We start from the raw sequence: 26,474 nt of genomic DNA on the forward strand, positions 1-26,474 counted from the left end.
GTAGAGGGTTGCGCCGGAGCGCGATTAGAAGTGAGTCACGTCGAGGATCATGGCATCCCCGGGGGCATTGAACGGCGAGATGATCGGCACGTTCGGGGCGTAGTAGATGTATCCGGAGGTCAAGAACTCCTGCATCTCCACCCCGCCGGCGATTGACCGGAATCCATACGTGCCGATCACAACCGCGACGTCCGGCTGCCCACCGCTCCCGGTTCCGGTCAGCGGCATGTCATGCACCGTGATACCCGGTCGACATACGACAACGGCGTAGTCTCGATCCTCGGCATATTCGCCGCCGTCGGCCGATTCCCCGTCAAGCAGGAAGTCGACGACATCCATATATTCGTAGTCGGCATCGAAGGTGAGTTCGCCGGCGTCGGTCCGCATGCGAAACACGATCCCGGACGGCGTCGGATTGGGCAGCGGCACGTCAAAATAATAGAGCGTGACCGAGGTGCCGACTGGACCGTTGCACGCAATCGTGATGGTCAGGTCCGAGCCGGATACCACCTCCTTCGTCACCGTCGCGAAATGCGAAGTGCAGGCGATCGCGACCATGGGCTGGTCGCAGTCGGAAATGGTCAGCGTGCGGAAGCTGCCCCCATCGCTCACCGTGTCGGTTGCCACCACGGCCTTCGACCGCAGGGCGAGGTTCTTGTAGGTGTGGTCAAGCAGGACCGTGCCGCTGGTGTTGAACACCCGAACGACCGGCGCCAGCATATCAGCGCACTCCGAAGCGAATGCGACTGTTCGCCTTCGCCTCGCTGTAACCGCTCTCGAACGTCCAGCTGAGCGTGATTCCGCTGACGGTCACCTTCGGCGCATACCCCACCGCATCGGCGGCGGCCGGCAACACCCGCCAGACCGGCGTGCCTTGGGCAAACCCCGGATGATCGATCGAGCCGTTGCTGGTCCCGGTTTCCACCGTGCCCAGCCACCGGAACATCCGCTTTGTGAGATCGAGCTTCACGGTGCCGTCGGGACGACGGATACGGAACACCGGGGCGAGCGTCATACCTCCTCCACGCCCCATTCGAGCATGGCGACGCCCGAACCACTCAGCACCTTCCACAGGCCGTCGCTGTATTCCGTGCGAGGCTCGCCGTCTTCGCCGACGATCTTGAACACGTCCTGCTTGAACGTGACCGTCGACAACTCGCCGTCATTTTCGGACAGCATGCCGGAGACCTCGTTGCCTACCGTCATGCGGAAGCCCCAGGTCGCCTTTGCGATGCCCTCGGCTTCGGCGGCGACAGCGGCGATGATGACCAGTTCGGCCTCCGCATCATCGATCCGCGCGGCCAGCGTAGTGACCGAACTGACGCTGGCCTTGCCTTCATCGAGGTCGACCAGCGCCGCGTTGACGGTGACCAACTCCGCTTCGGCATCGTCCATGCGCACCGACAATGCCGTGACCGAACTCGCTTCGGCCTTGCTGGCCTCAAGATCGATGATCGCGAGGTTGATCGTCGAGATGCCAGCCTCGGCACCATCCATCCGCACCTCAAGCGCGGTCAGATCGCTCGCTTCCGCCTTGCCCGCCTCAAGGTCGACGATCGCCTCTTGCACGGTGAGGATGGAGGCCTCGGCGCCGTCGAGCCGTGCGTCGAGCCCTGAGATCGCCGCGGCGCGCGCCGTGGTCTCGGTCGCGTCCGCGACATCAAGCCGGGCAATCTCGGCCTCCACCTCGCCTTCGAGCGTGGTGACGGATGCCGATAGCGTGGTGATCGCCGTCGCGTTGGCGGCGTCACCACTGGCGCGCGCGGTCTGCTCGGCCGCGATCGCTGCCTTGTTCAACAAAACGTCGGCCGCGATGAGCAAGCGCTGACCGGCCTCCGCCGCCAGCCCATCGGCGAGCCGCGCAAACCCCTCGGTGCGAACCTCGGCCAGCTGGACGCGGCGCGTCTTGTTGGCGGCGTGCTGGGCGAGCAACCCCTTGAGCGTGGCCTCGGCATTGTCCTCGGCGATGAACCGGACCTGCCGGATCGTCGTCGTGATCGAGCTGACGTCGCCGAGCGTTTCGATCACCGATTCGACGCTGCCGACCCGGGCGTCGAGCGCGGTCACGACGCTGGTGTCGGCCTTCGTCGTGATCGTGCCGGCCAGCGCGTCGATGGTAATGCCGAGATTGGTAACGGTGAGCCCCAGCGCCGACAGATCGGCCGTGCTGGCCTTGAGTTCGATGCTGGCGAGCAGGCCGCTGATCGCGATCTCGGCCTCGCTCAACCGGGCGAAGATGTCTTCGAGCTCCGCGATCTGACTGGGGTCGATCGCGGCGAGCGAGATCTGTTCCAGCACCCATGACGACGTCGCGCGCAGCTGGATCAGCGCCTCTTGGGCGACGAGCCTGATCTCGGCGGCGTTGAGCCGCTCGCCCTGCTCGTCGACGGCCCGGATGTTGACGGACCCGTCCGCCGGATCGACGACGATGCCAGCGTCGCGCATCCGCACGCGGGTCTTGCGGGCATCCATGATGGTCCGCAGCAGCGCATCGGCCGCCGTAGAAGTTTGCCGCTCCAACTGCCGTGCTGCGGCCTCACTGCTGAGCCGCGCCCGGTCGAGGTCCACGATATCAAGTACCGCTGACGATAGCTCGAGCTCTGCCGCATCGATCCGCCCCTCGGCGTCATCGAGACGCCCCTCGGCGGCGGCAACCTCGATCTCCACGATCGCCAGCCCGGATTCGGTATCCTCGACGATGCCGACCAGTTCACCCGCCTCGACGCCGCCGACCACCTCACCGGTCTGCGGATCGAGCGTACCGCCGATGATCCAGCCATCGGGGGCACCTGGCGTGGCGCCCGGCGCGGCAGGCTTGAGATCCTCGACCGGGGTGCCGTCGGCGTAGATCGGCACGGTCGGGCCGTTCAACATGTCCCAATAGATGCTGCCATCCGCTGGCGCGTTGCCGCTGCTCGGCGTGGTGGCGACGTACAGCCAACGCGATCCGTCCGAGAGGGCGACGATATGTCCCTCACGATAGCTTTCCGCAGGATCGTACAGCCCGCGCTCGACCAGCACGGCGGAGAATGCGACCTCGCTGAGACCGTGGACGCTCCACGTTTTCTCTGCCTCGATCGCCAGCTTGTGGAACGGCGAAGCGATTTCCAGCTGCTCGACCGATGCCACGGGGGGCATCGTGGCACCTGAAGCATCGAGCGTCGTGTCAGGCGTGCCGAACTCGACCGGGGTCACGAACAGCTTGCCGAGCCATGTCACGCCAGCGACGGCATTCACGCTCGCTGCGATCTGTTGGATCAGCGCGCGGGCCGTCGTCTGCTCCCCGACATAGACCGAGATATTCCACGGTCGCGCGGTGTCGAGCGCGTCGAGCGAATCGTGATCAATGCGGTCGCTCGCGCCGCGCATCATCGCGATGCGCTTGATCACCGCACCGGGCTTGCGGACCCATCCCCCCGTTCCGGCCTTGTCGCCGCGAACCAGATAGCTGAGCCGCCCTTCGGGCGGTGCCCCATGGCGAACAAGGCCCTGCGCCCTGCAGGTCGCCCAGTTCCCCGCGGGGATCGTCGCGGCGACCAGCGCGGCGTAGCTGGCATAATTGCCGACGGACGATGAAAAGCGCGCGAGCCGGTCCATTGCGACTTCGACGGCCTCGATCTCACCATAGGCCGACAGCTGGACGACGGTGTTGGTCGCGTCGATCAGCGTTCCCGACACGTAGCGAGGCGCGCCCAGCGCGAGTGGCTTGGGCTGGCCCTTGAGCGCCGCATCCCCCTCAATGCCCGTCGTGCCCGCATAGGTGTCAAGCAAGGGCTCGTCGAGCCACCGGTCGTCGACAGCGACATTCAGCGAGGCGTTGCCATTCGCGATCTGCGGCTGCGCGGTGATCCGGCCGTCGAATAGCGGGGCGTAATCCGCCCAAGCCTGCCCGATGTTGCCAGCCCATAGCTGCACGCGGGCATCGGCGAGCATGAGGGCCGGAAGGCTCGGCCATGCGCCGATCGCGAGGCCCATGCTCGACTGCGGCGTGGTGATCGCTGCGCCGAATGCGCCGTCGAACAGATCATAGCGCAGCGCAGGCAGGGCCGAGAGCGCGGGCCACCATAGCTGGCCGTCGAGGTGGCAAACCCGATCATCGTCGACACTGGCCGCGCGCAGGATCACGGCATCGCCGCTCACCGGGTCGCGCCCGTCGATCTGAGCGAGAATGATGGTCACGTCAGGCCTGCTTGGGGATCGGTACGAGGTCGACCAGGCCGACGCGCCATTCCCAGCCGGCGGCATTGCGGCGGACCGTCCCGAGTTCGCCGAACAGCAGGCCAAACCAGCAATTGCGCTGACGCTCCGGCCCTTCCTCGGGATCGGTGACGATAACGACCGGCTCCTGCCCGGCGGCCATCTCGATCAGCGGCTGCACCTTCTGTTCGACTTCATCGCGATATACCGAGGGGAACGTGACGCCGAGCGTGCGCAACCGGGCGGCGCGGCGGCGGACGAGAACGCCCTGTGCCGAGAAGTCCGCCGATCCCAGATCGCGCACGCCTTGCCCGCCGCCGAATGCAAAATTGCGCCCGAGCTGCAGCCGCGCGCCCAGCGCGAGCCGGGCAACGCTGACCTGCGCGCTCGATAGCGATGCGATGGTGAACCGCCAGTAGCGGCGCGCGGTGACCGCCGCCTCCGACTGCCAAAACCCGACGCCTCGCCCATGGGTCGGGAAGCGTTCGCCCGCCAGAAACGGAATGCCGTCGGCGAGGGTGGTCACGCCAGTCGTGAAGCTGGCGTTGGTCGCGCTCTCGACTTTGAGCGTCCAGTCGAGCGATGCGCCGGTGCATCCGAAGAACAGCGCGGCGTCGACCGACTTTTCCGCGCCGAGATCTACGGCGATGATGACGCTTGCCGCGCCACCCGCGCTTTTCCAGACAATGCCGGCATAATCGTTGAGCATAAGGTCGGCCGTGTGGCCCGACGCGCTCGACGATGCTGAAATGGACGCCGGACGCAGCGGCAACATCGCCCAGGCGTTCATGCCATCACCTCATAGATCGTCTGTTCGGTTTCGGGCTGGCATTCGACGCGACACACAATGGCAGGCGCGTCGACCGCCTGCTCTGTATCGCGCAACGTGACGGTCGGCATGCCCAGTTCCGGGTGCGGGATAACCAGCTGGTCGACCACCACCTTGAACCGGCGGCGCTCGACGCCGATCAGCGCGCCGCGGGCCACGAGCGCTGTGACAGCGTTCGCTGCACTGTCGAAATACGCCGGCGACGGTGTTTCGCTGCCGTCGCGCGCATTCGGATACCGGGTTTTCATGTCCGGGTCTGACCATGTTTCGATGCGTGCCGAGCGCGTGCCGGCGGCGATGTCTGCTGGAAGCGCGGGCATCAGGCGGCCCGATTGTCAAAAAGGCGGCCGTCAGCGCCGATGAACTCGCCGCCGCTTCCGCCGCCCATCGCGGCCAATTGTGCGCTGATGGTGCTAAGCTGGTCGGAAACCTGCGAAAGCAGTTCGGCACTCGCCTGCGTGCTGGTCGCCGTTGCCTTCACCCAAGGGTCGGTTTCAACCCGGATCGGCTTGGCATTGTCGATATCGCTGATCGCCTTGTTGGTGAGGCTCTGAACCTTGTCCATCGCCTCGAAGAACGATCCGGTCGAGCCGAACAGCTGGCGTTGCAGATCGAGCCAGGTCTGCGCAGCCTCGGTGAACTTGCCCTGATCGACGCGTTCGCCGCGCAAGATCGCTTCCTCGAACGGCTTGAACGCATTGTATGCCATCCGCTCCTGATCGCGGATCGAGTAGGGCGAAGAAGACCCCATGTTAAGCCCGTTGAGGAACGCCTTGAGGTCAGCCGACGCCTCCTGCGCACTGGCCTTGGTCTGCTCGAGCTCCAGCTTGTAGAGCTTCTGCGCCTCGGCCATCTGCTCGGCGGACGCGCCACCTTCCTTGAGCGCGGCGATCGTCTTTTCCCACGACTTGTTGAACGTATCGACCGCGTAGCCAACGGGATCGATGATCGCCTGCAGACGCTTCGGCACGTCCTCGATCAGCAGGGCTTTCGTGATCGCGGACGCGACATCATCGCCGCCGGCCTTGATGATATTCTTCGAGGCCTGGCTGATCCCCTCCAGCGCCGCGTTCGTGAACGCATACTGGATGGCGTACTGGATCGCCTCCTGCTCGCCGCCCTCGCCAAAATCCTTGAGGACATCGGGGCCGAAATTCTTGCTGTGCAGCTTGGCGTTCGTGCTGGTGAGCGCGACGCGGGCCTTGCCGTCCCAGCTTCCGATGGTGACGCCCGGGATGCTGCTGATCGTTGCGCCGAGCTGTTCGGCCAGGCGGTTGATGCCTTCCGCGACGGATCCGGCGTTGCCGGTCGCGGCCTTGATCTGGCTCGCACCCTTGCCGACACCCTGCGCGCCGGACACCACGCCACCATTGAGCGACAGGCTCGCGCTGCCCCATTTCGGCGACGTGAACAGGCTCGTGATCATCGGCAGAACCGCCATGGCGATCGCCGCGTAGGGCAATGCCGAGCTGATCGCGCTGCCGATCCCGCCCAGTCCGCCAAGCACGCCGCTCGCCTTCGTGGCGCCGAAGATTTCGCCGCCCGGCATCAATCCGCCGGCGAACTTGTCCGCTTTCGATTTGCCGCCGAGAAGTCCGCCGAGCGCGCCCAGCAATCCGCCGCCACCGCCGCCGGAGGTCGCGCCCATGTCGGACAGGATACTGCCCAACGAGGTTTTCTGCCCGGTGAGCAACGCCACGGTGTAGCGCGCCGCGATCTCGGCGATCGCGTCCTTCATCTCGTCGCGGAAGCGCTGAACGATGCCCTTCGTGCCGCCGTCCATGGCGTCGCGATAAAAGCTGGCGAGCGAGTAAATTTGATCACGGCGGCGCTCGTGCAGATCGCGGTCGGACTTCTCGCGGTCCTTTTCCGCCTCCTCAATTGCACGCTTCTCGGCCTTCGAGCGATCATTGCCCTTGTCTTGGGCGGTCGAAAGTCTGGCTTGGACCCTCGCGATGGCGGCCTCGATCTGAAACCGCTCCTCGGCGGTTTTTGCGAGGGTTCGCGCGGCATCGAGCTGCGTCAGCATGGCGGCATTCGCATCGTCGAGCGCCTTACGCTGATCCTCGGTCAGATCAGTCTGATCCCCGGCTTTCTCGACCAGATCGGCGTAGATGTCGGCCTGCGATCGCAGCACGGCCAGTGCGGCGATGAGCATCGGGTGCACTTTCGACTGCTCGGCGCGATCCGCCGCCGTCAATTCGGCCATGCGCTCATAATGCTCGCGCTGCTTGCGCGCGATATCCGCCTCGACCGCGGCCTCTTCGTCTAGGCCGCGCACACGCATGCCAATGAAGCGCAGGCTCTCTGCTTCGACGTCGAGCTGCTTCTGCGATGCGGCCAGAATACGGTCACGCTGGTCGGCTTCGCGCTTCTGCTGCTCCGCACGCTCACGCGCGGCATCGGTCGCCGCCTTGTCGCCGGCACCCTCACGCACGGTGGCGCGCCGCGGATCGATCGGCCGACCATCCTTCGTGACGCCGTAATGCAGGTGGGGGCCGGTCGAGTTGCCAGTGTTGCCGGAGCGGGCGATCGTGTCGCCCGCGCTCACCGTTTGCCCCTTGGCGACAAGAATTTCGCTCAGATGGCCGTAGGTCGCGATGACCTTGTCGCCGTAATCGACGATCACGGCCTTGCCGAGCTTGCCCATGTTGCCAACCGACACGACGACACCGTCGGCGCCCGCCCTAACGCCGGTACCGACCGGCACGGCGATGTCGATCCCCTTATGGTTCGATGACGCGCCCGCTTTGGGCGGCGTGCGCGCGCCGAATCCCGAACGAACTTGGCCCCCAGTGACAGGGTCGAGCAACTTCATGCGCTGCTCGCGCGCACTTCCAGCGTCACGCTCAGCCTTCGCGGTCGCCCGGATCGCTTCGATCTGAGCCTGATAGCGCTTCTCGGCCTTGAGCTTCTCGGCCTCGTATTTCTCAAGGCTGATGCGGTTGGCATCGTATTGTTCGGCCAGTTTTTGCAGCGCGCGGCGCTTTTCCCCGGCCGCCTTTGCCTCCGGGTCAATGCGCTCTTGGACCCGGATATCAGATTCCTGCCGATCGATTTGGCGCATGCCGCGTTCGCCGGCCGCAATCATCTCCTCGTTCTCTTTGCGGGCGCGGTTTAGGCTCTCAATGCGCTTTTGTAGGCGCTCAACCTCTTGCTGATAGAGGTGCAGCGTGGCTCGGGCTGCGTCCCCAGCTGCGCCCGGATCGCGCATCAACTCCTTCTGGATGCGAAGCGCTTCCTTCGCGGTTTCGAGCTGCTGCTGCGCTTGGAGCTGGTTCAGCGCAATGTTCGGCCGGTCTCCGCGGGCGCTATTCAATTGCGCATAGAGACGGTCCCGCTGAAGCTGGATGTTCTGCTCGATCGTCCGATTCTGCGCCTCAAGCGCGGCCGTTTCCTTCTTCAGCGCCTCGATATGGCCCCAGACCGTCCTCGCGTACGCAGCCTTGGCGGCCTCCATCAGGCGCGTCTTTTGCGCGTTCTTTTCGAGCTCCTTGGTCTCGTTCGCGACCTCGTTGCCCGACTTCGAGATTGCGGAAATAAAGGTCGACAGCGCGGCGACCCCGATGAACAGCATCGTACCCCATCCGCCCGCCAGGAACCGTCCGAACTTGCCTGCCGCACCCTCGGAAGCGTAGAGGACCGCACCCAACTGCGAGAGCTGCTGGCTGGCGGCGACAATGGGGTTCTGCCCAGACTGCACCTGGATAGCAAAATCTTGAAACTGCTGCCCTGCCTGCATGGCCGCCATGCCGCCGCCCCGAGTGGAGCGTTCGAGCAGAAGATTTTTGGCCACGATTAGCTCGGTTGCGCTGGCCGTCTGGCCCAGCTCGGCCTGCAGCAGGTCGGCGAAATTGGCCTGTTGCACCATTGCGCGCGCATGCGCCTCGGCCGCATCCGCGGCGGCGCGCATGCCCATGACCTGAGCAGAGTTCGCTTCGGTAAGAGCCCCCTTTTGCTTTGCCAAACGCTCGGCGGCGTTGGCAACCTCGCGGAGCGCAATCGCCTCGGCTTCCGCGGCTTGCGCCGCGAGCCGAGCGCCAGCCGCGTTAATGTCGAGCGAGCCGGACTTGGTTCGAGGTGCAGTAACGGCGGTCTGCGCCATTCGCTCGATCTGCTGGTACGCGTTCGTAAATTCGGATTTCAGGTCCGCCGCAGCAGCCCGGGCGCCGTTCTGCATCTGCCCGAACACCCGCTGGGTCTCGGACGAAAACTGCGCTCCATTGAGCTGAAGCCGGGCAATAATGTCCGTCGATTGGCGGCCCATCGGCACCTCCGGCAACATTCGATGATATGAGGAGGCGCGCGCATGCGGCGATAAGCCGCGCGCTCAACTTAGTTCGATGTCAGCGAACCCGGGTTGCGCGCTCTATTTCGAGCGCGCCGCATGTGATGTCGATGTTGTTCTTCCACATCGGCACGTTCCGCGTCTCGCCAGCTTCAGTCCATGCCTCGAGAAGACGTCGGCCCTCACGGCACTGGTCTTCCTTCGTGCCGGTCTTCCTCGCTTCGGTATAGCGCCGCTCGGCCTTTTCCACGGCGGTCGGCTCTGGCCTGCCGCAACCGGACAAGGTCAGCACGAACATGATGGCGGCGAACGAGGCACCCTTCATGCCGCTTGCTTACCGAATGCGACCGGCCCGCGCTACATATTCGTCCGTCAGTCGCCTCCCAGCGCGGAACACCACGGGCTCGACTGCAAATGCGTTCCGATGGGCGACGAAGGGGATCAGGGTAAACATCAGGATCCGCTCAAGATGCCGCTCGATGCCGCGACGGCGATCGGCGGCGACCCGCTGGCGCGTCCGCGGCCGAAAGGCACCCGTTCGCCCGTTGGTCACACCCTCCAGCACCAGCGACGCATATTTGCTGCCGCGACCGGGCGGGAGAAAGATCAGTTCCTTGTTGAACTCCGCCTCAACTTCCACCGGCGTGAGCGGCTGGCGCTTGCGGCCTCGCCGGGGGACGGCGGCGCTGGGGATTGCCAGCCATTGACCGCGCTTCCCGACGATCCGCCCCGGTTTGCTCCAGAACGTCATGGCGCCGACGGTTCGGTCGCGCCCGTTGACGTACACTTCGCCGGCCGGATCGCGGGCGATCTTGCCCTTTTCACGCGGATAGACATTCGACGCCCATGCTCGCCATAGCCTGCCCGGCACCGCCCCGCGGGTAATCGCCTCAAGCTCGCGTTCGAGCCATTTCGTGGTGTCCGCGACCGCGTCCTTCGCCGCGCGCAGATGGCTGCGGGTGAGGTCGTCGCGAACGCCCGCGATCTGGTCGAGATCGATGTCGAAGATCAGATCAAGGCCAGCCATCAGCCATCCTTTGCCCAGCTATCGAGCAGCGCGAACGCGTCCATCAGCGCGGCAGGCTGCTCGCCGACGCTACCCGGGCACGGCAGCGGCGGAACGCCCTGGCCCATCGCGCTTACCGGCGTCAGGCGCCGGCAGGAGAGCCAGAGGTCGACGACGCCAAAGATGCCTTGCGGGACCGTGGTGAGCGGGTTTTCGAGCCAGATCGCTTCGCCGATGATCCAGCCTTTTTCTGCTGTCCCGGCTTCGAATGCTGCTGGTTCGCGCCGGGTGGCGAGAGCAGCACGGAGTTTCCCGAGTCGTCCGTCGCATAGAGCGCCTGATAAGCGCGCATGCCGGCAAGGCGGATGAGGAGCGGTTCGAGCTTGTCCATGGCGGCGAGGGTCAGCAACCCGTCCGGCCCCTTTTGGTGCAGAGGCAGGCCGTCGCCTTCCCAGCCAGTGCAGAACCGCCGAAACGCCAGCGTCGGGATCAGCTCGTTGCGGCGCGCGGCCTGACCGATCAGCGTGCGGTACGCTGGCCAGTGCTGCGCCACCGCCTCCTGCACGCCGCTGAACAGCGCGCGATCGGCGGCGTCGACATCATCGCCGGATTCGAGCGCGGCGGCGATCTCGCGGATACGCTCGATGTCGTCGGGATCGTCCTTCAGCAGTTCGGCGACGCCCGCCATGAGTGCTTCGGACAGCTGGAAATCGAACACGCGCGGGGCGCGATATTCGGCAAGCTCGGCTTCAAACTCGCTACGTTCGATCACGTCGCCGGCGCGCAGCCAGAACACCGCCTGGCCGTCGCCCCACGGGATCGGCCAGGCGAACGGTGCTTTCGTGGTTCGGATCATGCCCGCTCCGATCAGAAGAAGGTCAGGATGGCATCGCCATCGCGACCCTGATTGTCGCGGCCCGGGTTCAACGCGCGCCACACCATCGCATCGGCACGAAGGCGGCCGCGCATTTCGTCGGTCGCGGTGATCGGCTTGCTCTTGGGCGAGATGAGGCCCCAGCGGTTGCCGACGATCGAGCCGTGACGAAGCGCGATGATATGCTCTTCGTCATTCGCGATCTGGGCGATGGCGTCGCGGGTGCTGACCAGCGTGCGCAGCGGATCGGCCTCGAACGTGGGCGCGCGGCCGACGATCTCGCTCGCGCCGAACCCGTAGGGCGTGTTGGGATCGACGACGCCTTCCAGATCGCCACCAGTTCGCAGTGCCCAGCGGCTGATCGCCACTTCGGCGCGGTTGACCAGCGCCGCGCCGTTGACGCCGCCGACGCCCTTGGCGAGCACCGGCGCGGAATGGCTGGCGACCACCGCATTCGCGGGCATGGCGGCCGTTTCCGAGCCGAGATAGGTGCCGCTCATATTGAACGTGCCCATGCCCGGACGTGCGGTCTGGCCTTCCATGTCGAGGACACCGCGGACGTCCTGCCACTTATAGAGGTTGCCGTCCTCGTAGTAATAGACGGTCGCAAGCGGGTGGTCGGTCTCGCGCGCGGTCGCGTCGGCCGGCGACGTGCGCGCATAGGTCCAGTTGGCCGGAATGCCCGCCGTCGTGGTCGTGTCGAGCGTGGCGCCAAACAGGTCGACCAGCGTTGCGACCTTGCCCGTGGTATAGTCGGAGATCAGCGGAATGCGGCCATTGCCGACGCCTGCGGTGATCGCCAGCGGCATGCCGCGATATGCCTGGGCGGTGGTACCGAAGCCGGTCCCGAGCGTTGCCGAGGTGGTCGAGCCCGCCGTCAGCGCGGCGGCGGTGATCGCCGCGGTGAACTGGCCGCGCCAGCCGGCCACCTGCAGGGCCACATGGAGCGGCGGCTTGACCGAGCTGGTATAGGTGACGTTGGGACCGGCTCCGCGGATACGCGAGCGGAAGCTGAGCGGCACCTCCTGGCCGATGCGCATCGGCGCACCGGCGACGTAGCTGCCCGTTGCCTCGTTGACGTCCTCGCTGCCCCACGGCTGGCCCTTCGTGAAGCTGTCGGCTTCGAACGAGATGGCATGCAGCGTGGGATCTGGCGTAGCGGGCGCGCCGGGACCGCTCTGAACGGCGATCAGCAGCAGGGCGTTCTGCGGGCGAATGGTAGGCTCGAGCATGGCTGTCTCCTATGCAAACTCGTTGGGATCGCCGCGAACCGTGGCGAAGGTGATGAGGAAGTCCTGGGCGAAGGAAAGGCGGCGCTTTTCGGCGAGGGGCACGACCTGAACGCGGCGGCGGCCGATGATTTCGATATTCTCGACCAAACCGTCGAGATTGAAGAGGATGTCGCCGCACATCGCTTTGACCGTGTCGGCGTGGAGCGCGAGCATGGCGTCGTGCGTCGCCGCGCCGCCATGGCCCTCCATGTAGCCTTCGACCGAAATCTCCAGATCGAGGCGGGTCGCTACGGCCTCCTGCTCAGCCGGGTCATCGCCCTCGTCGAACACATGCAGCGCTGGGAAGATGTCGGGATCACCCGACGGCATCCGCTCATAGCTGCCGTTGCTTTGCGCGATCAGCAGCGCGAGGCGCTCGTCGATAGCGCCGAAAATCTGGGACAGCGCGGTCATGGCGCAGGGGCCTCCTCGACCGACAATATCCAGCTGTCGATGTCGTCGGCCTCGTTGCGGTCGATCACCGACCAGCGCGAGCCGTCTTCCTCGACGATGAGGTTGCCCTTGCGCGGCTCCTGCGGGAAATCGTCGCGGAATATCTCGAAGCTGAGGCCGTTCGGGCGACCTGCGAAACCTTCATGCGGCACGGCACGGGTGTCCGAGCGGATCGCGATGATCGTTTCGTCGGTCAGCCCGGCCCCAGTATAGGCGACCGGCCGCCCGTAGAGCGCGCGGATTCCTTCGAGCGCCGCGCGCTCATGGGCAAGCATCAGTCGTCAGCCGGTTCGCTCACCGGCGTGACCGGCGCAGGCTCAACCGCCGGCGCTGGCGCCGGAACCGGCGGGGCCGGCTTCTTTGCCTTCGGTTTTGCCTTGCGGGTCGGTTTGGCGGGCGCCTTCGGCTTCGCAGCCACGGCCTGCGTCATCGACAGCGCGCGGCTCTGGCCGATCAGGTCCTGCGCGACCGAGGCGACCACCGCACCGGCCTTCGAGCCCTCGCTGATCACGTCCAGCTCGGCGCCGGCATCGTGAAACTTGCCGGTGCTGTCCACCGCCGAGCTATGCAGCACGATTTTCTTGAGCATATCGCTCTCCCGTAGGAAATGGCGGCTCAGCCGGAGCTGAGCCGCCAGGCAGGGGACTGGATCAGACCACCTGGCCGGTGATCATCGCGCGGCCGACGGTGTCGTTGGACGCCTGCGCCTGCGCGGCCGCGCCGACGAGCGTGTTGCTGGTCGAGGTGGTCGTCAGCTTCTTGGCGGTGTTGTCCCAATAGACCTTCTGGCCTTGGGTCCACGCTTCGCCGGTGGCCTTGGCGAGGTCCATGACGCCGCGACGCCGGAACTCGCCCGTCTTGCCGCTGAGCACCGGCTGGAGGGCGGCGGCGAAGATCGCGCCAACGAGTGCGCCGCCGCCGCTGACGACGTCATACGGCGCGGTGAGGGTGATCGTGTCACCGTCCTGGATATAGCCCTTCACTTCGAGGTCTCCTTCTTCGGCTTGGCGGTCGGCTCACCCGTCACCGGGGGCAGATTGGCCTGATGGTCGATGCCCTCGTCGGCCAGCTGGGCGGCGGGGGATTTGGCGGCCTCGATCGATTCGACCGGGACTTCCTTGGCCTGCGCGCTGGTGAAGCCGTCGGAAACGTCTTCGGCGGCCGCGTTGTCGATCAGGCGCTTGGCCTCATCGTCTTCGAGGTGCAGGGCGCCTTCGTGCGGGTGCCGAAGCACGCCGTTGACGTAGGCAGAGGTGAGCAGCTTGACGAACTTCGACATGGTGGTTCTCCCACTGTGCGGGAGCGGCGCTGCACCGCCCCCGCAAGTTGCGGTCAGCGGCGATTAAGCGCCGTTGTTCTTGGCTGCGGACTGCGGATTGACGCCCGCGACGCCATAGTCGAGCCGGACCTTCCACTCGGTCCCGTCGACACGCCAGCCTTCCTCGCTGTCGAGGAAAGGCTCCTCGACGCCATCAAGGAAGCCCACGACGATCGCCGGGGCGACGCCCGGGTCGGCGAAGTTGTACCAGGCGGTGCCGGTCAGGCGGGCGGTGTCGACGATATCGCTGTACACGCCCAGCGCGATGTTGGTGCGCTGCAGCTTGTTCGCCGTGTCCGGATCATACTGGCTGCCGTTCGTGACCCGCGCGGCGCCGCCCAGCGAGAGCGGCCCGAGCCAGATCGACGGGCTGATCTCAAGGAACTCGTTCCCGCTGATGTCCTTCTGCGAGGCCATCAGCTGGCGCATCGCATCGACCTCGGCAACGGTGGGCGCAGCACCCGACGCGCGCAGGTTGCCATGCGCGGCCGAGAAGAACGCATTGCCGTCGCTCGTGTTCGGGTTCGAGTTGATGAACGCGAACACGTCCACCTCGATCGTCAGCTTCGCCGCGCGGCCGAGGTCGGTCGCGATGTCGGAGAAGGCGCCCAGATCGTCATTGATCAGGGCCTGACGGGACAGGGTGATGATGTTGCCCTTGGTCGAGGCGATCAGCGGCTCGCGCGCGCCGTCCGGGATCGGCTTCTGCTTGAACTCGCCAAGCTCGTTGACCGAATCCAGAACGCCGAAGGTGCCGCGGCGGTACATCTGGTGCGTGCGGAAATCGGTGACCGTGGTCTTGCCGCAGAACCGCTGCCACTTGTCCGGCGTGACCGTGTAGGACGCGATCAGGATCTTGTGCAGCACGTTTTCGAGCAGGATCGGGAAGTCGCCAGTGCCCTGCGTGATCGCCGCGCGTGCGGTGAACGCCTGACCCATGATTTCCTTCGGCGAGCGCGAGGTGAGGCGAACGCCGGACATCTGCAGCGATTCACGAGCCAGATCGACCATGCTGACGCCCCGGAACTCGCCGGGATCGATCTTCACGGTTTCACCCTTGGCCTCGGCCGCCTTCTTGACCAGATCGGCGACGCCCGAGCGGACCATGATCCAGTTGGCCGCACCTTCGGCGAACTTATCGCGCTCGTCCTGCGTCACACGCGCCGGGCTGCTGTGCCCGATGTTCTGCGCGTCGTCACGCTCGGCCAGCTCGTCGAGGATCTTCTCGCGGGCAGCCGCAAGCGTGGTCTCCGAGTTGACCAGGCCGTCAATGACGTCTTCGGCGACGCCATGCTTCTTGCCGAGGGCTCGGATCGAGGCGACGCGGCTTCGTTCCGCCGCGACGGCGTTCTGCACGTCGGCGGCGGTGAGCGCCGTGACCGAAGTCTCGGTTGCCGGGGCTGCGGCAGGCGGCGCAAGCGCCAGAGCGCCAGTCGCGGGCAGCGCGTCCTGCGCATCCAGCGCGATTGCGGACATCTTGATCTTGTTGATCTCATCCTTGTCGCCGCCGTCCTTCTGGAAAGCGGAAATCGCGGCAACCAGCGCCGCGCGGGTCTTGTAGAGGTCCATGGTTTTCTCCTGTGGACGTGATGGAGCGGCGGTCGCCGATCGCGGGAACCGGGCCATCGCCATCGCGGTGACACGGGGGGATTCGGGCACCTTGCGGAACCCGAAAGGCTGGACGTTGCAGGCGGCGACCGTCAGGCCCTCCGACAGCGACGTCACGAATTTCTGGTCGAGGGCGTCCTGCGCCGTCAGCCAGGTCTCTTCATCGAGCATGGTGATGAGATCGGCCGGGGAGATGCCGGTGCGCTTCGAATAGATGCCGACGATCTGATCGCGGATGCGGTCGAGCTGGTCCGCCGCGCGGCGAAGTTCCGTGGCATCGCCGCAGGCGCAGTCCCAGGGGTTGTGGATCACTATTCCACAATGGCGGATTTCCGCCGATTTATGCCGCCGTGCGCATCCCATGCGCAATCGCGGGCAGCGGCGCGGCAAGCAAATTGGCCGCGCAGGCGTCGAGTTGGTCAGCGCGGTGATGCACCTCTTGGATGACGTGCGAGTAGACCCGCGCTGTGATCATGACGTTGGCATGACCAAGCATACGAGAGACTTCCGGCAGCGGGACTCCAGCATCCAGCCACGCGCTTCCAGCGAAGTGCCGGAGCGCGTGGAAGTGCCTGTGCCCCACCTTGCTATTCGTGGCGATTTGAGCCCGGCGGAGTAGGGGGTACCATGCGTCACGATAGAAGGTATCCGTGATGGCGGTGCCGCCCTTTGTTCGAAACAACAGCCCCCGGCCGTCCAAAACGGCGAAGCGGCGCCATTGCTCGAGCGCCTGCGCCGCCAACCGGGACAGAGGTACTACGCGGCGACCTGATGCGGTTTTCGGCCCTTTGAGCAGGTCGGCCGGCGTCAGGCTCTTGCTCACGCGAACCTGCCCGGCTTTGAAATCAATGTCGTCCCATGTCAGCGCAAGGATCTCGCCCTTGCGAAGCCCACACATCACGGCGAGGTAGACCATGCAGCGCATGAGCGCTTGGCCACGTCGACTGATATGCGCGGGCCGATCCTCGATCGTGCCGAGCAGCAGACGGATTTCGTCCTGTGTGAAGGTTTCGATCGCCGCCGCCGGGAGCGAGCCGAGCTCCTTCATAGCATCGCCTACTACATTGCGAGCGGCATAGCCTCGGCGCACGCCGAACCCCACCGCGAGGTTCAGCGCCGCCATAGCCAGCTGGATAGTTCCGGCGGACAGGGGTTGGCCGTAGACCCGGCTTTTCATGCCGCGCAGCTTCCGGCCGTAATCGTCCACTTGCTGCCATGTCAGGTCGGCGGCAACGACGTGACCGAGATGCAACCGCGCGTAGGCGAGCGTGATGCGGTTCTGCTTCACGTAGCTCTCGCCCACCTGCCCCTCGTCGCGCCGGCGTCCCAAGTCTGCCAGCACCTCATCGATCAGCTGAGAGATGGTCCGTGACCGGGCGCGGGAAACATGGGTTCCCGCTTCCATCTCATTCTCAACCTTGCGCGCGAAGGCGTCGGCCTCCTTCTTGCGCTCAAATGTCTTCTGCCGGTGCGCGGGGCCGTCCTTATAGCGGACGATCCACGCCTCGCCGGTCGAGCCGTCCGGCTTGGTCCATTTGCGCTTGTTAACGCTCGCCATGTCGCGCCTCCCGTTCCAGCCGCGCGAAGTGCTTGGCAAGGGTCGAGCGCCGGGCGCAAATGGTCGCGCCAAGTTTGAATGACGGCAGCTCGCCCTTTGTGACGAGATGTTCCGCCTGCCGCGCTGTGAGGCCGATATGCCCGCCGATCGCGGCGAGGCCGTAAAGCAGGTCCGCGTCCTGTTTTTCGCTCATGAGTATCTCCGTGAAAGGCCCGCCCGACGCCAGCCGGGCGGGCAGGTAATCAACCGGGCAGCTTCCCGGCGCGGTAGAGGGTGCGCCAGTCGTCGAGCGCCCCTGTCGTCGCATAGGGGCACCCGCCGACCCGGAAGGTCGGCAGCTGCCCTTGCTTGTGCTTGTGCATCACCTGCGCGGCGCTGATCCCGAGATATTCCCCGATCGCGTCAGCACCCCGCAGCAGGCGCGGCATGCTCATCACCACGGCTGCACACCGGCCGGCAGGTGCTCGCCATCGAGCAACCGATATTCGACACGGCCATACCGGTACTGCGGATAGCAGCGCTCCATCTGGATATGCCGGCGATGCCGGGCGCGCAGCGAAACGTCCTCTGGCTCCCGGTCATCGTCGCCGATCGGTGACATGCCGAACGACCGCCCGTCTGGGCCAAGCTCGGGCCACGAACCCGGCTCGCCCTGATCCTCGACATTGCCGCCGGCGGGGTCGTCGTCCTCAAGGTCGCAATCACCGTCCTCAGCGTCCAGCCGGGCGATCAGCAACTCGACGGCAAGCTCGATCTGGTCGCGCTCGAACGCATCGATCATGCGCGCAAATTCGCCCAGGCGGACGCCGGGCGGCAGTATTGTCCCATCATGATACATGGTTTCGTCTTTCAGTATCGGCTTTCTACGGCCGTCACAGGTGGCGGACCTGTAACCGGGGGGTAGAAAACGGACTGAAAGACCGCCGACGTGCTTTTAAGCGTTTCCGCTCTGGACATGGCCCGTCGCCCCCGGCCATAAGGGCCAGGTGACGCCGTGCCGCCAAGCACGTGTCCAATTCGGCAGACGATTCCGCGCCAACGGATCGACCGCCTATTTCAGTCCGGGTTTCTACGCCCACGGACCAAGATGCACCGAACCAGATTTCAGCGCAAGCACCTCTCGCCAAAGGGGTCGCTTCCGCGCGTCAGGCGAACAGGCGGTTCTCATTCATGAAGCCGCCGCCTCCGCCCATCGCCGCCTGAATTTGCGCGAGGATGCGGTTCGTTTCCGCCGTCTGTCCCGAAATCTGGTCAAGCAGTTCGGCGCTCGCCTGCGTGCTGGTCGCCGTTGCCTTCACCCAAGGGTCGGTTTCAACCCGGATCGGCTTGGCATTGTCGATATCGCTGATGGCCTTGTTGGTGAGGCTCTGAACCTTGTCCATCGCCTCGAAGAACGATCCGGTCGAGCCGAACAACTGGCGTTGCAGGTCGAGCCAGGTCTGCGCAGCCTCGGTGAACTTGCCCTGATCGACGCGTTCGCCGCGCAAGATCGCTTCTTCGAACGGCTTGAACGCGGCGGCGGCGAGCCGCTCTTGGTCCCGCGTCGAGTAGGGCGACGTCGAGCCGTAATTTAGGCTCTTCTGGAAGCTACGCAGGTCAGCCGCCGCCTCCAGCGCCGCGTTCTTCGTCTCGGCCAGCTCCATCTTGTAGAGCTTCTGCGCCTCGGCCATCTGCTCGGCGGACGCGCCACCTTCCTTGAGCGCGGCGATCGTCTTTTCCCACGACTTGTTGAACTGGTCGATTTCGTACCCCACGGGGTCCAGCATCGCCTGCAGGCGCTTCGGCACGTCCTCGATCAGCAGGGCCTTCGTGATCGCGGACGCGACATCATCGCCGCCAGCCTTGATGATATTCTTCGAGGCCTGGCTGATCCCCTCCAGCGCCGCGTTCGTGAACGCATACTGGATGGCGTACTGGATCGCCTCCTGCTCGCCGCCCTCGCCAAAATCCTTGAGGACATCGGGGCCGAAATTCTTGCTGTGCAGCTTGGCGTTCGTGCTGGTGAGCGCGACGCGGGCCTTGCCGTCCCAGCTTCCGATGGTGACGCCCGGGATGCTGCTGATCGTGGCGCCGAGCTGTTCGGCCAGGCGGTTGATGCCTTCCGCGACGGATCCGGCGTTGCCGGTCGCAGCCTTGATCTGGCTCGCGCCCTTGCCGACACCCTGCGCGCCTGACACCACGCCACCATTGAGCGACAGGCTCGCGCTGCCCCATTTCGGCGACGTGAACAGGCTCGTGATCATCGGCAGAACCGCCATGGCGATCGCCGCATAGGGCAATGCCGAGCTGATCGCGCTGCCGATCCCGCCCAGCCCGCCAAGCACGCCGCTCGCCTTCGTGGCGCCGAAGATTTCGCCGCCCGGCATTAATCCGCCGGCGAACTTGTCCGCTTTCGATTTGCCGCCGAGAAGTCCGCCGAGCGCGCCCAGCAATCCGCCGCCACCGCCGCCGGAGGTCGCGCCCATGTCGGACAGGATACTGCCGAGCGAGGTCTTCTGGCCGGTCAGCAGCGCGATAGTGTATCGAGCGCCAATTTCCGCGATGGCGTCCTTCATCTCGTCGCGGAATCGCTCAACGACGCTTTTCGTGCCGCCGTCCATGGCCGCGCGATACAGATCGGCGAGCGAGTAGATCTGGTCACGCTGGCGATCGGCACGGTCCCGGTCGGCCCTTTCGTTATCGTTCGCGAGCCGCTCCGCTGCGCGCGCCTCGGCTTTCGCCCGGTCCTCTCCCGCCGCCCGCCCAGTGCCCATGGCAGCCTCAATCCGCGCCATGGCAATCTTGATCTGAAGCCGGTCCTCGTCGGTCTTCGCCAGCGCCCGTGCGCCGTCGAGCTGTGCGAGGAGGGCCGTGTTGGCGTCGTCGATGGCCTTGCGCTGTTGCTCGGTCAGGTTGGTCTGGTCACCGGCCTTGGCGAGCAGATCCGCATAGATGTCCCCCTGCGCCCGGAGCACGGCCAGCGCCGCATTCATCATCGGGTGCAGCTTCGATTGTTCCTCGCGCTGCGCGCCGGTCAATTCGGCCATGCGGTCGGTGTGCTCCCGCTGGAGGCCAGCGATCCGCATTTCGACCGCGGCTTGCTCGTCGAGTCCGCGCAGCTTCAAGCCGAGAAAGCGCATCGATTCCGCGTCTACGTCGAGCTGGCGCTGCGATGCGGCGAGCACGCGGTCATACTGGTCCGCTTCGCGCTTGCGCAGCTCCGCCAGTTCCCGGGCATTGTCGTTCGCCGCCTTCTCGCCGGCACCCTGCCGCACCGTGCGGCCCCGCGGATCGACCGGGCGGCCATTCACCTCAAGCGCATAGTGGAGGTGGGGACCCGTCGAGATGCCGGTGTTGCCCGATTTCGCGATCACCTGCCCGGCGGCGACCTGCTGTTGCGGCTTCACCAGCGCTTCGCTGAGGTGGGCGAACTTCGCTTTGATGCCGTCGCCATAATCGACGATCACGACATTCCCCAAACCGGCCATGCGCCCCACACTGACCACCGTGCCAGCCGCACCGGCCTTCACATCGGTGCCGATCGGCACGCCATAGTCTATCGCGAGATGGTTGGCGGATGCGCCCTTGCGCGGCCGGCTGCGCGAGCCATAGCCGGACGTGATGCGATCGTCGCCAAATGGCGTGGCGATGGTCTGACGCTGCTCGCGGGTGCCGCCGGAGCGCCGCTCGGCTTCCCCCCTCTTTTCAATATCCTTCCGCTCGCGCTCGCGCTGCTCGTGCAGCTTCCGGCTTTCCGCGCCGTGCTGGCGCAGCGTGATCGTGCCGTCGGCATAATCACGGTCGAGCTTTTTAATCGCGTCCGACAGGCGCTCCGCAGAAGCCCGCTCCTCGTCCATTTTCTGCGCCAGCTTGGCCCCGACCGCCTCGGCCTCAACAGCGCGCTCGAGCCGGCGCGAATCCTTGATGGTCTGTTGCAGCTCGGACGCCTGCCGCTCGAGACGTGTCACCTCCGCCCGCTTGTCCTTCAGCGCCTCCTCTGCTGCCTTCAAATCGCCGCGCGCCGCCTCGCCGCCGGCGCCGAGATTCTTGGCCGCGCGCTTCCGCAGGTCGTTGACCCTGCCCTCGGCGAGACTGAGCGCGTTATACGCCTTCTCCAGATCCTTGACGTTTTTCGTCGCCGCCTTTTCCGCCGACTGGGCGTCGTCGCGGTGGGCGATCTGGCGCGCGGCGAGGTTCTCGAAGATGGTACGGTTCTGTTCGTCCCAAGCCTTGGTTTCCTTCCTGATCTTATCGATCAGGCCATCGGCTGTTTGCGCATAGGCGGCCTTCGCGGCCTCCATTGCCCGGGTCTTCGCCTCATTCTCGGCGATCTTTTTCCCCTCGTCCTCGATCTCCTTGCCCGCGTCCTTCGCCTTGCCAGCGAACATGGTGAGCCCCATCGCGCCCGCCATGAGCGCCAAGCCCCACGGGCCGTTGATGATTCCCGCCACCTTGCCGACAGTGCCGCCGGTGTGCTGCAGGACCATACCGGCCTGCGACGCCTGCATGGCGAACGCCTGAATAATGTTTGCGCCGCCGCCGACCTGTATGAAGAAATCCTGAGCCTGCTGGCCCGCCATGACCATCGCCGACCCGCCGCCGCGCGTCGAGCGTTCCATGAGCCTGTTCTGCTGAACGACGCGCCCGGTAGCATCGGCCGTCTGGTTCAACTCGGCCTGCAACATGTCGGCGAAGTTCGCTTCCTGCGCCATCGCGCGCGCATGGGCGTCGGCCGCGGTCACGGCCTGCCGCATTCCCATGATCCGCGCGCTGTCGGCCTCGGATAGCTGCCCCTTTTTCAGAGCCAGGCGCTCCGCCGCGGCGGCAACGTCGCGAAGGGCCTCTGCCTCCACCTGCGCCGCTTGCGCCGCCGCGCGCGTGCCGGCCGCGTCGATATTCAGCGCACCGCCGGCGGCGCGGGGCGCGGAGGCGGCCCGCTTGGCGATCTTCTCCAGTTCAACGCCCGCGCTGGCAAATTCGGTCTTCATCGCGGTGGCGGCCGAGCGGGAGACGCTCTGGAGCGAGCCAAACAGCCGATTTGTCTCAGCCGTGAATTGCTGCCCGTTCATGGTCAGCCTCGCCACGATGTCAGATGCTGCGCGAGCCATGGCTATCTCCTAAATCGGCTGCGGGCAGGGCCGACCGACCCTGCCCGCTTGTGGCGCGCCGTGCGCCATTTGCCCTTTGGGGATCCAAGCGCCTCTATTCGCCGGGCGGCCCCTAATGGCGAGTATCCGCCCTGCTTTCTCGTTAAGCGCCTTCGTTCTTCACCGCGCCGCGCCAGTCGACGAACCCAGCGCCGAAATCATGCACGATGCGATAGGCCATGCCGAGCACGTCCCAGCCTTCCTTGCTGTCGAGCTGGGGCTCCTCCACACCGTCGATGTAGCAATATTCCAAGACCGGATATTGCTCGGGGTCGGCGAAGAGATACCATGCCGTCGTGTTGGTTAGGCGGGGCGTATCAATGACGTCGTTCAGCATGCCGAGAGCGACGTTGGCACGCTGCAGCTTGTTGGCGACATCGGGGTCGTACTGACTGCCGTTCACGACGCGGGCCGCGCCGCCCAGTGTCGTGTGTCCAAGCCAGACGGAGGGGGCCACCTCAAGATAGGAACCGCTGTTCGGATCGCGCTGGCTGGCAAGCTTGACCCGCGCCGCGTCAAAGCTCGCCACGGTCGGCGGCCCGCCGCTGCCGGTGGCGATCAGGTTCCCGTGAGCGGTCGAGAAAAGGGCATTGCCGTCGCTCATGACCGGATTGCTGTTCAGCAGAGCCGCGAGGATTGTCGCTTCGATCTCGGCCGCGCTGCGGGCCATGATGCGCAGCGTGTCGGCGAACGCGCCCAAATCATCGTTCATGATTGCCTGCCGGGAGAGCGTAAATTGCTTCGTGAACGTCTCCGGCTGGTAACTTTCCGAGCGGGCCAGCAGCGTGCCATGCTTAACTTCGGCGAACTCGGGCGTGCGATCCAACTGGCTGAACTCAGTCGTGATGATGGAGGTTTTCGGCCGGAAGTCCTTCGCGTTGGTTTTACGGGCCACCTTCTTGAGTGGATTCGACGCCACCGCGAATTGCGCCGCGAGGTATCGGTCTCCCGTACCCGTCAGCAGGTCCGGAAAATCCGCGGTGCCCTGCGTGATGGCGCCGCTACCCATCCACCCGCCGCTGGCGGCGGCCTGCGGTTGCTTCGCTCCGCCCTTCCCGCGCCCGTTAAATGTGTCCAAAACTGATTTCGGCGACATGCGCCGCGCGCCGGAAACCCCCTGACGGTCGAGCATATCACGTGCCATATCGACAAGGCTGAGGCCCATCAGTTCCTTCGCTGGCGCGCTCGGCGCTTCGCCGCTGATGCGTGCAAACAGCGCATCCTGCATCGCATTGAAGCTGAACGCCGGGTTGGCCCAAGATTGCTCGTTCGGGTTGCAGTGGCCGATGTTCTTCACATCGTCTCGCGTCGCCAGCCGGTCGAGAATGATTTCGCGGGCCGCATCGAGGGCCGTGCCCTTGCTGATGAGCTCGTCGCGCAAGGTCTCGGGCAGGCCGTGCTTCCCGCAGAGCGCCATGATGGAGGCAATGCGCCCGCGCTCGATTGCAACGGGATCGGAAGGAGTCGGGGTCGGGGTCGGCATTTGAGTTTCCTTCTCGGTCGTGGCGGCCGGCGCGTGCCGGAAACCAAAGGGGGTGAGGTCGGCGATTGCGGCAATTTTGAGCGGCTCGGCGATCGAGGTGACGAAGCCCTGCGCCAGCGCCTCTTCGGGGGTCAGCCACGTTTCTTCGGCAAGCATCCCGGCCAGCTCGCCGTGTTCGAGGCCAGACCGCTTGGCGTAGATGCCGATGATCTGGGCTTCGACGCGATCCAGCTGCTCGGCGTCCTTCCGCATCTCTTCGGCATTGCCGATCGAGGCATCCCAAGGTTTGTGCATCATCCAGAGGGCGCTCTCCGCCATCACGACTTCATCGGCGGCGGCGGCAATCACTGACCCCATCGAGGCCGCGAGGCCGTCGATATAGGCTGTGACCCGGCCGCCTTGATAGGCACGCATCGCGGCGACAATTGCCAATCCTTCCATGACATAACCGCCCGGCGAATTGACGCGGATCGACAGGGGGCCGCGCGCGGCGCGGATCGTGGCGCAGACGGTGGCGGCGTCGCACTTGTCCTCGGGACTGCCGATGATGCCGTACAGGATGATTTCAGCCATGCCCTGTCATCGGCGGCGCGGCGGGTGCGCGCGACTGGCATGTGTGGGCAAGCGCGGCTTTGTGTGGTCAGCCGGGTTGCTTCGTCGGGTTTACGCGGCAGCTCGTGCGGAAGGCCGCCAACTGATCAACGCTATAGCGGATGCGACCGCCGGGCATCCGGTGAAAGCCGATCGCGCCCATGCGCCGCCAGCGGCGTAGGGTGTCCGTCGAGACGCCAAGGATCCGCGCGGCCTGCGCTTCGTCATGGTCGAAGTCAGCCATTGCGACGCCTCTCCCTCGCAGCCAGAGACCCGGCCTGCCGCGCCTCTGACTTATACCGGGCCATGATCTTGACCAGCTGGGGCAAGGTAGCGTCGCGAGGGAACACGCCGCGCTTGCGCAGCTCGCCCACCCACCGGGGGGACATGCTGAACAGCCAGGCGATATCCTCTCGGGTCGGCTTGAAATCACGCAATTGTGCCTCGTCTAATGCCTTGAGGCAGCAGCTGTATCGACGGTTTTCTGCCATTTCTCGCTCCTTTGATATACCGGAGGGGGCGGCACTCACTCACAAAAGCTCATGGCTAGAGCCATGTTGCCCCTTCGCCCCCCGCATTGTCCCAGACCCCAGCAAGAACCTAAGGGTGGGGGGGTCAGGTCACGGCTCGCGGTTTGGGGTGGGCGATCTGGCGGGCGTGCTCGGCTGCCTCGCGCAGCATCGTCGCCGCCTTGGCCGGCCCCTCGACATCGATCGCCAGCTGGCACGCCGCGCCGATCATGATGATGGCCAGACGCTCGGCCCCCACCTCCTTTGCGATCGTCGTCGTCGCCATCGTCAGCAGCGCCTGCATCAGCTGCGCGTCGCTCATGTTGGCGAGGCTCATTGCACGGTGTCCGCAGCCGTCGGCGCGGCCCATGCCGTGATGATCGGGTTGAGCATCGCCAGCAGGAAGACGTGCGCTTCCTCATGGCCGACGCGCCGCTCGATCTCGATCGCCGCGGCGGTCAGCAGCGCGCCGACCTGCTCGACCGGATCCGGCGTGAGCAACCTCGCCTTGTCGGTCAGCGCCGCCGCCATCTTGGTCTGCCTCAGCATCAGTTCGGTGTTCATGGCATTCTCCTTCATGCGCCCGCGTTCAACTCGGCCAGCCGCGCCAACCCCTTCGGCGTGATCATCACCTGCTCGACCAGCTTGTCAGGCCGTCCGCGCACTTCGATCCGCGTTCCCTTGTGCTCGAGCATCCCGCTCGTGAGCTTGGCTTGGAACGCGACCCAATGGCCGCCCTCGCTGCGCCGATAGGTCCAGCTGTTCGCCTCCAGCCATGCGAACAGGCGGCGGGGCGGCACGCCCAGCGCCTTCGCCGCGTCCGTGATGCAGAGTGAGCCCGTCGAATCAGCTAGGCGGTCGAGCGCCGCCGCCTTCGGCTCCAGTTCGGCGATGCGCTCCTCACTTGCCAGCGTCTTGCCGGTGTGGCTCAACAGCAGCCGGTGCAGGGTTGCCGTGTCGGTAAGGTCGAGCGCCGCCGCCGGCGCGCCATAGCTGCCCGTCGCCCGGATCGACGGCAGGACGTCCCGCGTGATCCATTTCGTAAAGCGGCGGGCCGCCGCCTTTCGGCTGCGCATGGTCAGCTTGTAGAGGCCGGACTCGTCGATAACGGTCGCCTCCTGCCGCCCCCCAAGGGTGTCGGCAATAACGACATCCTTCTCGTCCTCATCCAGTCGCCCGGCCGCGTCACGCGGGTTGGCGATGCCGAGCACTGCACACACATCGTTGAGCGAGAACCACGGCACCCCGTCGCGCTCGATCACGCGCACGGCATGCTCGTCGAAATTGAACGGCACGATTGCGGTCATGCTTTCCTCCATCGATTTTCGGGTAGCTCGCGCGCGGATGCCTCGCAGAGACCGGC

27 protein-coding genes are annotated in these 26,474 nt (G+C 65.6%); all 27 read right to left on the reverse strand.

The window, feature by feature from the left end; translation table 11 throughout:
• Window positions 1-24 precede the first annotated feature (24 nt).
• Complete coding sequence (locus tag M9978_RS16390; RefSeq protein WP_254295066.1) at window positions 25-720, reverse strand: hypothetical protein; 696 nt, start codon at window positions 718-720, stop codon at window positions 25-27.
• A 1-nt stretch (window position 721) separates the two neighbouring features.
• A complete protein-coding gene (locus M9978_RS16395; RefSeq protein WP_254295068.1) occupies window positions 722-1,015 on the reverse strand; it encodes a hypothetical protein in 294 nt (97 codons plus the stop codon).
• Window positions 1,012-4,179, reverse strand: coding sequence for a coiled-coil domain-containing protein (locus M9978_RS16400; RefSeq protein WP_254295070.1), 3,168 nt, complete (start codon window positions 4,177-4,179; stop codon window positions 1,012-1,014). The genes M9978_RS16395 and M9978_RS16400 overlap by 4 nt, the downstream gene beginning before the upstream one ends.
• Before the next feature lies 1 nt (window position 4,180).
• On the reverse strand, window positions 4,181-4,987 hold the full coding sequence (locus M9978_RS16405) for a hypothetical protein (RefSeq protein WP_254295072.1): 807 nt from the start codon (window positions 4,985-4,987) through the stop codon (window positions 4,181-4,183).
• A complete protein-coding gene (locus M9978_RS16410; RefSeq protein ID WP_254295074.1) occupies window positions 4,984-5,346 on the reverse strand; it encodes a hypothetical protein in 363 nt (120 codons plus the stop codon). Before M9978_RS16410 ends, M9978_RS16405 begins: the two co-directional genes overlap by 4 nt.
• Window positions 5,346-9,293 carry a peptidoglycan DD-metalloendopeptidase family protein gene (locus M9978_RS16415; RefSeq protein ID WP_254295076.1) on the reverse strand — a complete coding sequence of 1,316 codons (3,948 nt, stop codon included), beginning with the start codon at window positions 9,291-9,293 and terminating at the stop codon, window positions 5,346-5,348. The genes M9978_RS16410 and M9978_RS16415 overlap by 1 nt, the downstream gene beginning before the upstream one ends.
• A 79-nt stretch (window positions 9,294-9,372) precedes the next feature.
• Entirely contained in the window at window positions 9,373-9,612 is a 240-nt protein-coding gene (locus tag M9978_RS16420) for a hypothetical protein (RefSeq protein WP_254295078.1), read from the reverse strand.
• A 36-nt stretch (window positions 9,613-9,648) separates the two neighbouring features.
• Entirely contained in the window at window positions 9,649-10,341 is a 693-nt protein-coding gene (locus M9978_RS16425) for a hypothetical protein (RefSeq protein WP_254295081.1), read from the reverse strand.
• Between the two features lie 121 nt (window positions 10,342-10,462).
• Window positions 10,463-11,176 (reverse strand): hypothetical protein, encoded by a 714-nt coding sequence (locus M9978_RS16430; protein WP_254295083.1) that lies wholly within the window; start codon window positions 11,174-11,176, stop codon window positions 10,463-10,465.
• Window positions 11,177-11,187: 11 nt separating this feature from the next.
• Window positions 11,188-12,426, reverse strand: a complete 1,239-nt coding sequence (locus M9978_RS16435) for a hypothetical protein (RefSeq protein ID WP_254295086.1) — start codon at window positions 12,424-12,426, stop codon at window positions 11,188-11,190.
• A 9-nt stretch (window positions 12,427-12,435) separates the two neighbouring features.
• On the reverse strand, window positions 12,436-12,879 hold the full coding sequence (locus tag M9978_RS16440; protein WP_254295088.1) for a hypothetical protein: 444 nt from the start codon (window positions 12,877-12,879) through the stop codon (window positions 12,436-12,438).
• Window positions 12,876-13,193: a hypothetical protein gene (locus M9978_RS16445; RefSeq protein ID WP_254295090.1), complete on the reverse strand. Its 318-nt coding sequence runs from the start codon at window positions 13,191-13,193 to the stop codon at window positions 12,876-12,878. The genes M9978_RS16440 and M9978_RS16445 overlap by 4 nt, the downstream gene beginning before the upstream one ends.
• The gene (locus M9978_RS16450; RefSeq protein ID WP_254295092.1) at window positions 13,193-13,507 is read right to left on the reverse strand and encodes a hypothetical protein; all 315 of its coding nucleotides are present in this window, start codon (window positions 13,505-13,507) and stop codon (window positions 13,193-13,195) included. The genes M9978_RS16445 and M9978_RS16450 overlap by 1 nt, the downstream gene beginning before the upstream one ends.
• A 61-nt stretch (window positions 13,508-13,568) precedes the next feature.
• On the reverse strand, window positions 13,569-13,901 hold the full coding sequence (locus M9978_RS16455) for a DUF2190 family protein (protein WP_254295094.1): 333 nt from the start codon (window positions 13,899-13,901) through the stop codon (window positions 13,569-13,571).
• Window positions 13,898-14,197, reverse strand: a complete 300-nt coding sequence (locus M9978_RS16460) for a hypothetical protein (RefSeq protein WP_254295096.1) — start codon at window positions 14,195-14,197, stop codon at window positions 13,898-13,900. The genes M9978_RS16455 and M9978_RS16460 overlap by 4 nt, the downstream gene beginning before the upstream one ends.
• 63 nt (window positions 14,198-14,260) lie before the next feature.
• A complete protein-coding gene (locus tag M9978_RS16465) occupies window positions 14,261-16,156 on the reverse strand; it encodes a ClpP-like prohead protease/major capsid protein fusion protein (protein ID WP_254295098.1) in 1,896 nt (631 codons plus the stop codon).
• A 28-nt stretch (window positions 16,157-16,184) separates the two neighbouring features.
• Window positions 16,185-17,402, reverse strand: coding sequence for a tyrosine-type recombinase/integrase (locus M9978_RS16470; protein ID WP_254295100.1), 1,218 nt, complete (start codon window positions 17,400-17,402; stop codon window positions 16,185-16,187).
• Complete coding sequence (locus M9978_RS16475) at window positions 17,389-17,595, reverse strand: hypothetical protein (RefSeq protein WP_254295102.1); 207 nt, start codon at window positions 17,593-17,595, stop codon at window positions 17,389-17,391. The genes M9978_RS16470 and M9978_RS16475 overlap by 14 nt, the downstream gene beginning before the upstream one ends.
• A gap of 49 nt (window positions 17,596-17,644) precedes the next feature.
• On the reverse strand, window positions 17,645-17,836 hold the full coding sequence (locus tag M9978_RS16480) for a hypothetical protein (protein ID WP_254295104.1): 192 nt from the start codon (window positions 17,834-17,836) through the stop codon (window positions 17,645-17,647).
• Complete coding sequence (locus M9978_RS16485; protein WP_254295106.1) at window positions 17,836-18,240, reverse strand: hypothetical protein; 405 nt, start codon at window positions 18,238-18,240, stop codon at window positions 17,836-17,838. The genes M9978_RS16480 and M9978_RS16485 overlap by 1 nt, the downstream gene beginning before the upstream one ends.
• A gap of 307 nt (window positions 18,241-18,547) precedes the next feature.
• A complete protein-coding gene (locus M9978_RS16490; protein ID WP_254295107.1) occupies window positions 18,548-22,489 on the reverse strand; it encodes a peptidoglycan DD-metalloendopeptidase family protein in 3,942 nt (1,313 codons plus the stop codon).
• A 142-nt stretch (window positions 22,490-22,631) separates the two neighbouring features.
• The gene (locus M9978_RS16495; protein ID WP_254295108.1) at window positions 22,632-24,584 is read right to left on the reverse strand and encodes a head maturation protease, ClpP-related; all 1,953 of its coding nucleotides are present in this window, start codon (window positions 24,582-24,584) and stop codon (window positions 22,632-22,634) included.
• 67 nt (window positions 24,585-24,651) lie between these two features.
• Window positions 24,652-24,846: a helix-turn-helix domain-containing protein gene (locus M9978_RS16500; protein ID WP_254295109.1), complete on the reverse strand. Its 195-nt coding sequence runs from the start codon at window positions 24,844-24,846 to the stop codon at window positions 24,652-24,654.
• Window positions 24,839-25,093, reverse strand: coding sequence for a hypothetical protein (locus tag M9978_RS16505; RefSeq protein ID WP_254295110.1), 255 nt, complete (start codon window positions 25,091-25,093; stop codon window positions 24,839-24,841). Before M9978_RS16505 ends, M9978_RS16500 begins: the two co-directional genes overlap by 8 nt.
• A 124-nt stretch (window positions 25,094-25,217) precedes the next feature.
• On the reverse strand, window positions 25,218-25,448 hold the full coding sequence (locus tag M9978_RS16510; protein ID WP_254295111.1) for a hypothetical protein: 231 nt from the start codon (window positions 25,446-25,448) through the stop codon (window positions 25,218-25,220).
• Window positions 25,445-25,675 carry a hypothetical protein gene (locus M9978_RS16515; protein ID WP_254295112.1) on the reverse strand — a complete coding sequence of 77 codons (231 nt, stop codon included), beginning with the start codon at window positions 25,673-25,675 and terminating at the stop codon, window positions 25,445-25,447. Before M9978_RS16515 ends, M9978_RS16510 begins: the two co-directional genes overlap by 4 nt.
• Before the next feature lie 11 nt (window positions 25,676-25,686).
• A complete protein-coding gene (locus M9978_RS16520) occupies window positions 25,687-26,418 on the reverse strand; it encodes a phage antirepressor (protein WP_254295113.1) in 732 nt (243 codons plus the stop codon).
• Window positions 26,419-26,474 lie beyond the last annotated feature (56 nt).

Source organism: Sphingomonas tagetis, assembly GCF_024211275.1.
In the GTDB taxonomy this organism is placed as follows: domain Bacteria; phylum Pseudomonadota; class Alphaproteobacteria; order Sphingomonadales; family Sphingomonadaceae; genus Sphingomonas; species Sphingomonas tagetis.